Origin of the sequence: Haloferax profundi (genome assembly GCF_001469865.1) — an archaeon.
GTDB lineage: Archaea > Halobacteriota > Halobacteria > Halobacteriales > Haloferacaceae > Haloferax > Haloferax profundi.
In genome coordinates, this window is sequence record NZ_LOPV01000012.1 from 1 (window position 1) to 9322 (window position 9322).

Below are 9322 nucleotides of genomic sequence, written 5' to 3' on the forward strand. Positions count from 1 at the left end.
CGACGACAGCCCCCGGAGCGACGACGGCATCTGGTCCGATGACGACTGGGCCGCGGACGATGGATTTGTCGTGGACCGTCGCACTTGATGCGATGTAAGTCGTCTCGTCGTTCAGACGCAACATCTCTGCGGTGAGCTCGAGTAGGTCCCACGGATAAGTCGCATCACGCCAAAGGCCGTCCGCTCGGATACCCCTTACAGTCGCCCCGTCGTCGATTGCGTTCGTCAGCGCTGCAGTCAGAGAGTGTTCACCATTTTCGAGTGGTGCCGTTGATATAACGTCAAAGACATCTGGTTCAAAGACATATACCCCGGCATTCAGAAGTCGATAGTAGCCTTCTCCGGGTTTCTCGACAAGGTCGGTGACGACTTCGCCGTCAAGCGATACTGCACCATACTGTGGAGCCATCTCTGACTCCACGATACTGAGCGTCGCAAGTTGGTCGCCAAGAGTGTGTTTCTCGACGACCGATTCGACGATGTCCGCCGAAACTAACTGGTCGCCGTTGACCACGACGAACGATTCGTCGAGGGCGTCGCGTGCCTGAAGAACAGCGTGCCCAGATCCGAGTTGTTGGTCTTGGAGGTGGTAGTGGAGCTGTACGCCTTCGTATTCGAATCCAAAGTATTCTTGGACGCGGTTCCGTCGATAGCCGACAACGACGTGTATCTCGGAGATACCAACTTCGACGAGCGTATCGAACACGTGTTCTAGAATCGGTTTATTGGTCACCGGAAGCATCGGCTTGGGCCGATACGTGGTGAGGGGCCGAAGCCGCATCCCCTCGCCTGCAGCGAGGACCACCGCACATTCCATAGGCATAGTCCCACGTACTCGGTTTATCACCTAAATGTTCGCTATGCAGCGAGTGTGCCACGGCCCCTCGCTGTAGAACGAGTCATACAAACGCGCCCCAAACCAAGTGAGAGTACAAAAATATATTCCAGAATTCGGAACGTTAGTCCCGAATGGGTCGAGAATTTCTACTCACCGGTGTTACTCAATCGTAAAGAAACATTTATCATATTATTTGTACATGTTTGTAGTGGTTGAGCTCTCAGCGGAGAGTTCGATTCGAGGTTGGTTAGCAATGTCAGGAGAAACGTATGTCGGTGCCATCGACCAGGGCACCACTGGTACGCGGTTCATGGTGTTCGACCACGACGGAAAAGTGGTCGCGAACGCCTACGAAAAGCACGAACAGATATACCCCGAACCCGGTTGGGTCGAACACGACGCCAACGAGATTTGGGAGAACACGAAAAAAGTCATCAACGAGGCGCTCGACAGCGCGCTCCTCGAACCCGAACAACTCGAAGCAATCGGTATCACGAACCAGCGCGAGACGACAGTCGTCTGGGACCGTGAGACAGGACAGCCGATTCACAACGCCATCGTCTGGCAGGACCGACGGACGACAGACCGAATCGAGACGCTCGAAGCAGACGGCAAGACGGACGACGTTCGCCAGAAGACGGGCCTCGAACCAGACGCCTACTTCTCTGCGACGAAGGCGGAGTGGTTGCTCGACAACTCCGACCCCATCAAGCTTCAGCGCGCTCGTCCCGCAGACGTTCGCGAACGCGCCGAAGAGGGGGAACTCGCGTTCGGGACCATCGACACGTGGCTCATCTACAAACTCACGGGGAACCACATCACGGACGTCACGAACGCCTCCCGAACCATGTTGTTCAACATCCACGACATGGAGTGGGACGACGAACTCTTAGACGAGTTCAACGTCCCGAGGGAGATGGTTCCAGAAGTACGCCCGTCGTCTGACGACGACCACTACGGGTCGACCGACGCGAGCGGATTCCTCGGTGCCGAGATTCCCGTCGCGGGTGCACTCGGTGACCAGCAGGCGGCCCTGTTCGGCCAGACCTGTTTCGACGCCGGTGACGCAAAGAACACCTACGGGACCGGTTCGTTCATGCTGATGAACACCGGCGAAGAGGCAGTCATGTCCGAACACGGCCTCCTCACCACCGTGGGCTTCCAGCGCTCCGGCGAACCCGTCCAGTACGCACTCGAAGGGTCCATCTTCATCACGGGTGCCGCAATCGAGTGGCTCGAAGACATGACCCTCATCGAGGACGCCGCGGAGTCCGAGAAACTCGCGCGCTCCGTCGACTCGACCGACGGCGTGTACTTCGTTCCCGCCTTCACCGGCCTCGGTGCCCCGCACTGGGACCAGCGCGCCCGCGGGACCATCGTCGGCATGACTCGTGGCACCCGCCGCGAGCACATCGTCCGCGCGACGCTCGAAGCAATCGCGTTCCAGACCCGTGACGTGGCCGAAGCGATGGAGTCCGACAGCGACATCGACCTCGCCAGCCTCCGCGTGGACGGCGGCGCGGTCAAGAACAACTTCCTCTGTCAGCTCCAGTCGAACATCCTCGACACGGAAATCGTCCGCCCCGAAGTCGACGAGACGACAGCCCTCGGTGCCGCGTACGCTGCCGGCCTCGCCGTCGGCTACTGGGAGACGCTGGACGAACTCCGCGACAACTGGCAAATCGACCGCGAGTTCGCACCGTCGAACCCGCAGAACGTCGAACACCGCTACGGCCGTTGGAAAGAAGCAGTCGACCGGTCGCTCGACTGGGCACGAGATAGCGAGGAATAATGGCGCTGAACGAACTCTGGGCCATCGAGATGATAATCGCCGCCTTCGCAGGCGGCGCATTCGGGGCAGCCATCGGTGCGCTCCCCGTCTTCATCTTCACTGGCTTCGCGGTTATCGCAGGTGAGGTTGCAGCCTACGTCGACGCCGACGCAGGCGCGATCACCGGCGCTGTCGCGTTCGGTGTTCCGTTCTCCCCGGCTATCAGTTTCGCCGGCGGGGCGGCCGCCACGGCCTACGCGGCCAATCGCGGTTACATCGACAGTGGATTCGACTACCACAAGGCCAAGGACATCGGCTTCGCACTCGGTTCCAAGCCCGACGTGCTCGCAGTCGGTGGTGTCTTCGGTATCATCGGCTACTGGCTGACCGTCCTCTCGGCGTCGTTCAGTATGCCGTACGACCACATCGCGATGGGTGTGACGCTCTCGGCGCTCCTCCACCGTGTCGTCTTCGGCTACGACATCATCGGGAAAGTCCGTGGTGACGGCGTCTTCGACATGTCGCCCTTCGAGCGCGGGGAGACTCGTGGCGGTGCAGTCGCAGATGGTGGCGAAGATGCCCGCCTGAGCGTCGAGCCGTGGCTTCCGAACATGTACAAGTGGCAGGAAGTTGCTGCCATCGGCGCCGTCGTCGGTATCTCGTCGGCGTACATCGCGCTCGTGACCGGAAGTCCGTTCCTCGCGTTCGGTATCTCGGCGGCGACGCTTCTGTTCTTGAACCTCGGCGTCGAGCGCGTCCCAGTGACGCACCACATGGCGCTTCCCGGTTCGACGGCGGCGCTCGCGTGGACGTCAGGTGCTGCAGAACTTGGTGTCGTCGCACTCCTCATCGGCGGTGTGTTCGGCCTCATCTGTGCGCTCTTCGGCGAAGTGTTCCAGCGTATCTTCTACGCACACGGAGACACGCACTGGGACCCACCGGCGGCCGCAATCGTCTTCGGGACGTTCCTCATCGCGATGCTCGCCATCGCCGGAATCTTCCCGAGTTCGTCGTGGGTCGCCACACTCGGCCTCTAAGCCGCGACACGAACACACGTCCCCCTTTCGGTTTTTTGACACGGCTTCCGCAACCGTCAGCGATAACGCCTCGCAGTCGGAAGCAGAGACATGGAACGAATCGTCTCTGTCGTCCCGAAAGACGGCCTTCACGCCCGCCCTGCGTCCCAATTTGTCGAGACTGCCAACTCCTTCGACGCTGAGATACAACTGGGACGCGCTGACGACGACGGCCTCGTCCCCGCGGCGAGTATGCTCGCTGTGACGGGACTGGGTGTCTCACACGGCGAAGAAGTGCGTCTCGTCGCCGACGGTGACGACGCCGAAGCGGCGCTCGACGCCCTCGAAGAAGTGCTTTCGACGCCCGAATCGGGCGACGAAGAATAGCGTTCTCTCGACCCTCGTCTAGTTCAGTTTTCGGTACTCACGCGCCTCTTCGGCGCGTTCGACGACAGATTGGAGCGTCGCCTTCTTACTGGTCGTCTCCACCGCGGCGTTGAGTGTGCCTTCGAGAATCGGCGCATCCGCGATGGAGGCGTTCACATCTGTCGCCATCTCGATAGCGAGTTCCGTGTTCATCACCGCACTCCCGAGGTCCACGAGGACGACGACGCCGTCACCGTCGTCGGCTTCCTCGATAGCCTCACGGATGGTGTCCGGCGACGTGCCGATGCCGCCGTCTTCACCCCCAGCGGGAACGATTCGAGCGCTTCCACCGCCCATCTGTGCGGCCACGTCCGCGATGCCTTCTGCCGCCTTCGCGCTGTGCGAGACGACGACGAGGCCAATCATTCGTCCCTCCGCACCGCGTCCGCCGCGCGCGCATCGCGTTCGACGTCGCCGTCGAGGTACTCTTCGGCCGTCGCAAGCAGTTCTTCCATGATGAACAGCGTACTCGTCGCACCGGGGTCCTGGTGGCCGACAGAGCGCCAGTCGAGGAACGACGCACGGCCCTTCAGCGCCTTGATTGGCGTGGTGAACTGGACGCCGCGTTCGGCGGCATCGACGGCTTTCGCAAGCGCCTCCAGCGGTGGCAGGTCGTCCTGTTCGATGGATTTCTTGTACGTGTGGACGGCCGGTACGAGTGCGTCGACCATCGTCTTCGACCCGACTTGGGCGCCGCCGCGGTCTTTCACCTTGTCCAGATACGCCTCGGCGAACGCGACGGATGTCTCAACCGTGATACCGCCGTCGAGTTCCTGACTGGCGAACATTATCGACCCGCCGTAAAGGGGACCAGACGCCCCGCCGACGTTCGAGATGAGGGTCGTTCCGATGGTCTTCACGATGTCGTCGGGGTCCATATCGGCGAACTCGTCGCGTTTCTCTGCCGCCTTCGAGAATCCACGTTGCATGTTCGACCCGTGGTCCGCGTCACCGATTGCAGAGTCGAGGTCCGTGAGGTACGATTTCTCCGCTGTGAGTCGCTCCGCGACATTGTCGAGGGCGTCCAACACCGCTTCGCGCTGAGTGTCAACGTCGGCCATGGAGGTTCCTTCGGCCGCTTGTCGTTAATCCCTTGCCCCGATGGAACGTTCTGCCGCGAAAAATGAGTTCGTCGGTCGGTCGCTGCGACCACCTGCTATCGTGTCGTGCGCGACTACTCCTCGGCGACGGTGAGCGCCGGCGTGTGTGCGGGTGCGCCGAGCAAGTCTTTCAGTTCGTCGTCGACGCGGAGGACCGAGACGGAACACCCCATCATGTCGAGTGAGGTCATGTAGTCGCCGACCCACGCGTCCCACGTCTCGATGCCGCGGTCGTCGAGCATCGACTGGAGTTTGCGGTTGACGATGTAGAGTTCCGACAGCGGCGTACCGCCCATCCCGTTGACCATCGTGACGACTTCCTCGCCCTCACCGACGTCTAGGTCGTCGAGGACGTTCTCGGTCAGGTGTTCGGTAATCTCGTCGGCAGTCATGATGTCGGCACGTTCGGTCCCCGGTTCGCCGTGGATGCCGATGCCGAGTTCTATCTCGTCTTCGCCGAGGTCGAACGTCGGTTCACCCTTCTCGGGCGTCACGCAAGAGGTGAGGGCCATCCCCATCGTTCGGACGTTGTCGATGACCTTCTCCGCGACTGCTTTGACCTCGCCGAGGTCACCGCCCTCGGCCGCTTTCGCGCCGGCACACTTGTGGACGAAGATGGTTCCCGCGACACCGCGGCGACCCGAGGTGTACAGCGAGTCTTCGACCGCTACGTCGTCGTTGACGACGACCTGTTCGACGTCGACGTCTTCCATCCCCGCCATCTCGGCGGCGGTGTCGAAGTTCATCACGTCGCCTTCGTAGTTCTTGACGACACAGAGGACACCTTCGCCAGCATCGACTGCCTGAATCATGTCGTTCAGCTGGTCTGCCGTCGGCGAGGTGAACACTTCACCTGCGGCGGCACCGTCGAGCATCCCTTCGCCGAGATAGCCGGCGTGTGTCGGTTCGTGTCCGGACCCGCCACCCGAGACGACGGCCACCTTTCCATCGACCGGCGCGTCGCCACGGACGAGGACGTTCGTCCCGTCGAGTCGGCGCAGTTCGGGGTGCGCCGCAACCATGCCATCGAGCATCTCGTCGACCACGTCACCGGATTCGTTGATCAGTTTCTTCATGCGTCATGATACCACACGCGTGATTCGACCAAAAGTGTTGGTCAAGCTGAAGGCTACGGAGGAATTTCACCAAAAAATCGGTTGTCGGTTCGAAGCGGAGACGACTCAGTCGAGTCGCGTGACCGCGATGGTCACAGAGACACCCTCGATGTCCCACTCTTCGACAGTGTCGCCCTCGGCCGTACCGAGTTCGAACTCACGGGCGCGAACCTCGTCGGCGACGAGGTCGGCGTTCTCTGCGACGAATTCTGCGATGCGGTCGTCGTCGACGACGACGCCCACGTCGATTTCCTCTTCGACGTCGAGGTCGAGTTGCTTGCGCATCTCCTGGATGCGGCGGATGACGTCGCGCGAGTAGCCCTCAGACTCGATGTCGTCGGAGAGGGTCGTGTCGACGTAGACGGAGCCACCTTCGAACTCGGCGCTGGCGACGTTCTCCGGCGGTTCGGCGCGGTACGAGACCATCTCGTCGGTGAGGTCGTACGTCTCGCCGTCGACTTCGACGCCTGCTTCGACGTCGGCGCGCGTGAGACCTTCGACAGCCTCCATGATTTTCTGCGCGTCGGCACCGAACTCCGGCCCGATGACGCTCATCTGGGGTTCGGCCGTCTCGACGAGTTCGTCGAACACCTCGACGACTTCGACCGAGCGCGTGTTCACGCGCTCCGAGAGGAGGTCCGAGAGTGCTTCGACGGCCTCGGCGACGCCGTCGTCGTCGGATTCGACCACGATGCGTGAGACGGGCCAGCGGAGTTTACGGCCGCCCAGTTGGCGAGCGTGTGCTGCGGCCTCCTCCACGTCGCGGAGGACAGCCATGTTGGCTTCGAGGTCCTCGTCGCGGAGGTCCGCGTCCACCTCTGGGTACGAGAGCATGTGGACCGTCGTCTCGCTGCCGTCGAGGCGCTGGTACATCTGCTCGGCCATGTACGGCGTGTAGGGTGCGATGAGGCGGATGGACTCGGCGAGAACCGTCGAGAGCGTCGCGTACGCGCCGAGTTTGGAGTCGGACTCCTCTTCGTCCCACATGCGCTCACGGATGGCCTTCACGTAGAAGCGCGAGACGTCCTTCGTGATGAAGTCGAGAAGCGTGTTCAGCGCGGTGTGGACTTCGTAGTCGTCCCACGCCTCGTGCATCTCGGCCTTCACGGTCTGGAGGCGCGAGAGGACCCACTCGTCGACGACGGTGAGTTCACCTTCGGAGAGGTCCGCCTCGGCCGGGTCGTAGCCGTCGAGGTCCATGTACGGCAGCGGGAAGCGGAAGACGTTCCAGAAGATGTTGAGCGTCGACTGCGTGTCGGCGAGGCCGTCCCACTCGAACGAGAGGTCGACGCCCTGCTGGTCGTGCGAGAGGAGGTACGCGCGAAGTGGGTCGCGGCCTGCACGCTCGATTGCCTCTTCGGGCGTGACGATGTTGCCGACGGACTTGGACATCTTGCGGCCGTCCTTGTCGTTGGCGAACCCGTGCATGATGACCTCCTTGTACGGGGACTTGCCCGTCGCGGCGGTGCCCATGCCGAGTTGCGACCAGAACCAGCCACGGGTCTGGTCGTGCGCCTCGATGATGAGGTCGGCGGGCCACAGTTCGTCGTAGGCTTCGGTCTCGCCGGGGAAGTCGAGCGTACCCCACGTGGCGACAGAGGAGTCGATCCACACGTCGAACACGTCGGGGACGCGTTCGTAGGTCACGCCGTCTTCGGTGATGGTGAGTGGGTCGACCGATGGTCGGTGGAGGTCCACCGTCTCGGGGTCGATGTCCTGGTCGACGCGCTCGGCGAGTTCCTCGCGCGTGCCGACGACAATCATCTCTTCTGCGCCCTCGGCGTCAGGGTCCTGCGGGACCCAGATGGGAAGCGGGATACCCCAGTAGCGCTGGCGAGAGATGTTCCAGTCGGGCGCGTCGCTCACGAAGTCGCGGAAGCGGTTGTCGCGCGCCCACTGTGGGTGCCACTCGGACTCCTCGATGTTGTCGAGGAGTTGGTCTTTGATGTCTGTGACCGTGATGAACCACTGGTCGGTGGCGAGGAAGATGATGTCCGTGTCACAGCGCCAACAGTGACCGTAGCGGTGGTCGTGTTCGCCGGCGTGGAGCAGGTGCCCACGCTCGTCTAAGTCCTCGATGACGGCAGGGTTGGCGTCGCGGACGAACGTGCCCGCGTACTCGCCGCCCTGTTCGGTGAACTCGCCTTTGTCGTCCACGGGGACGAACACGTCGAGGCCGAGTTCCTGCCCGCGGGCGAAGTCCTCCTGACCGTGCCCGGGCGCGGAGTGGACGAGACCCGTGCGGTCCGCTTCGACGTAGTCGGCGGTGTAGACCTGTCCAGCACCCTCGAAGTCGGCGTACTCGCCGAGGACGTCCGCGAGTGGGTGGTCGTACTCCCAGCCGACCATCTCGTCGCCGGAGAGTTCGTCGAGGACTTCGTAGTCCTCGTAGCGACCCTTCTTCAGGACGCCCTCGACGCAGGGTTCGGCGAGGTAGAGCACTTCGCTCTCGCCGTCTTTCTCGGCGCGGACGGCCTGATAGGTCATCTCACCGTCGACGGCGACGAAGGTGTTCGCCGGGATGGTCCACGGCGTCGTCGTCCAGATGACGAGGTTGCCCTCGCGTCCCTTCAGAGGGAACTTGACGTAGATGGACGGCGAGGTAATCTCGTCGTACTCGACTTCGTTCGCAGCGATGGCTGTCTGACAGCGCGGACAGTAGTTGACGCTGCGCTTGCCCTGTTCGACGAGTCCGTTGTCGGCGACGTTCGAGAACGCCCACCACGCGGCCTCCATGTACTCGGGAGACAGCGTCTCGTAGGGGTCGTCCCAGTCCATCCACGTGCCGATGGACTGGAAGTCCTCGTCCATGGCCTCGCGGTTGCGGACGGCGAACTCCTTACACTTCTGGATGAACGCCTCCATCCCGAACTCCTCGATGTCGCGCTTCGTGGTGAAGCCGAGTTCTTCTTCGACTTTGACCTCGATGGGGAGGCCGTGCATGTCGTATCCGGGGCGGTCGGTGACCTGGTGCCCCGTCATGCGCTTGTGCCGGATGACGGCGTCCTTCAGCGTCTTGTTCCACGCCGTGCCGAGGTGCATCTGGCCGGACGTGT

General features: G+C 62.3%; 8 protein-coding genes. 3 read left to right on the forward strand and 5 right to left on the reverse strand.

What is annotated here, in order from left to right; genetic code table 11:
• A partial coding sequence (locus AUR66_RS00590) for a sugar phosphate nucleotidyltransferase (protein ID WP_058570600.1) occupies window positions 1-823 on the reverse strand: 823 nt, incomplete at its 3' end.
• A 268-nt stretch (window positions 824-1091) separates the two neighbouring features.
• Between AUR66_RS00590 and glpK the strand changes: the two genes are divergently transcribed.
• From glpK to ptsH1, 3 genes are all read left to right on the forward strand, one after another.
• A complete protein-coding gene (glpK, locus tag AUR66_RS00595; RefSeq protein WP_058570594.1) occupies window positions 1092-2630 on the forward strand; it encodes a glycerol kinase GlpK in 1539 nt (512 codons plus the stop codon).
• On the forward strand, window positions 2630-3646 hold the full coding sequence (locus tag AUR66_RS00600; RefSeq protein ID WP_058570595.1) for a hypothetical protein: 1017 nt from the start codon (window positions 2630-2632) through the stop codon (window positions 3644-3646). Before glpK ends, AUR66_RS00600 begins: the two co-directional genes overlap by 1 nt.
• A 90-nt stretch (window positions 3647-3736) precedes the next feature.
• The gene (gene ptsH1 / locus AUR66_RS00605; RefSeq protein WP_058570596.1) at window positions 3737-4012 is read left to right on the forward strand and encodes a phosphocarrier protein HPr; all 276 of its coding nucleotides are present in this window, start codon (window positions 3737-3739) and stop codon (window positions 4010-4012) included.
• A gap of 18 nt (window positions 4013-4030) precedes the next feature.
• On the opposite strand, the gene dhaM is transcribed toward ptsH1, so the two are convergent.
• From dhaM to ileS, 4 genes are all read right to left on the reverse strand, one after another.
• Entirely contained in the window at window positions 4031-4417 is a 387-nt protein-coding gene (gene dhaM, locus AUR66_RS00610; RefSeq protein WP_058570597.1) for a dihydroxyacetone kinase phosphoryl donor subunit DhaM, read from the reverse strand.
• Complete coding sequence (gene dhaL / locus AUR66_RS00615) at window positions 4414-5112, reverse strand: dihydroxyacetone kinase subunit DhaL (protein WP_058570598.1); 699 nt, start codon at window positions 5110-5112, stop codon at window positions 4414-4416. Before dhaL ends, dhaM begins: the two co-directional genes overlap by 4 nt.
• 113 nt (window positions 5113-5225) lie before the next feature.
• Window positions 5226-6227, reverse strand: a complete 1002-nt coding sequence (dhaK, locus tag AUR66_RS00620; RefSeq protein ID WP_058570599.1) for a dihydroxyacetone kinase subunit DhaK — start codon at window positions 6225-6227, stop codon at window positions 5226-5228.
• A gap of 105 nt (window positions 6228-6332) precedes the next feature.
• A partial coding sequence (gene ileS, locus AUR66_RS00625) for an isoleucine--tRNA ligase (RefSeq protein ID WP_058570601.1) occupies window positions 6333-9322 on the reverse strand: 2990 nt, incomplete at its 5' end.

Bases quoted from the DNA above. Each gene is read 5' to 3' on its own strand.
- glpK (WP_058570594.1), top strand. From the start codon at position 1,092: ATGTCAGGAGAAACGTATGTCGGTGCCATCGACCAGGGCACCACTGGT.
- AUR66_RS00600 (WP_058570595.1), top strand. From the start codon at position 2,630: ATGGCGCTGAACGAACTCTGGGCCATCGAGATGATAATCGCCGCCTTC.
- ptsH1 (WP_058570596.1), top strand. From the start codon at position 3,737: ATGGAACGAATCGTCTCTGTCGTCCCGAAAGACGGCCTTCACGCCCGC.
- dhaM (WP_058570597.1), bottom strand. From the start codon at position 4,417: ATGATTGGCCTCGTCGTCGTCTCGCACAGCGCGAAGGCGGCAGAAGGC.
- dhaL (WP_058570598.1), bottom strand. From the start codon at position 5,112: ATGGCCGACGTTGACACTCAGCGCGAAGCGGTGTTGGACGCCCTCGAC.
- dhaK (WP_058570599.1), bottom strand. From the start codon at position 6,227: ATGAAGAAACTGATCAACGAATCCGGTGACGTGGTCGACGAGATGCTC.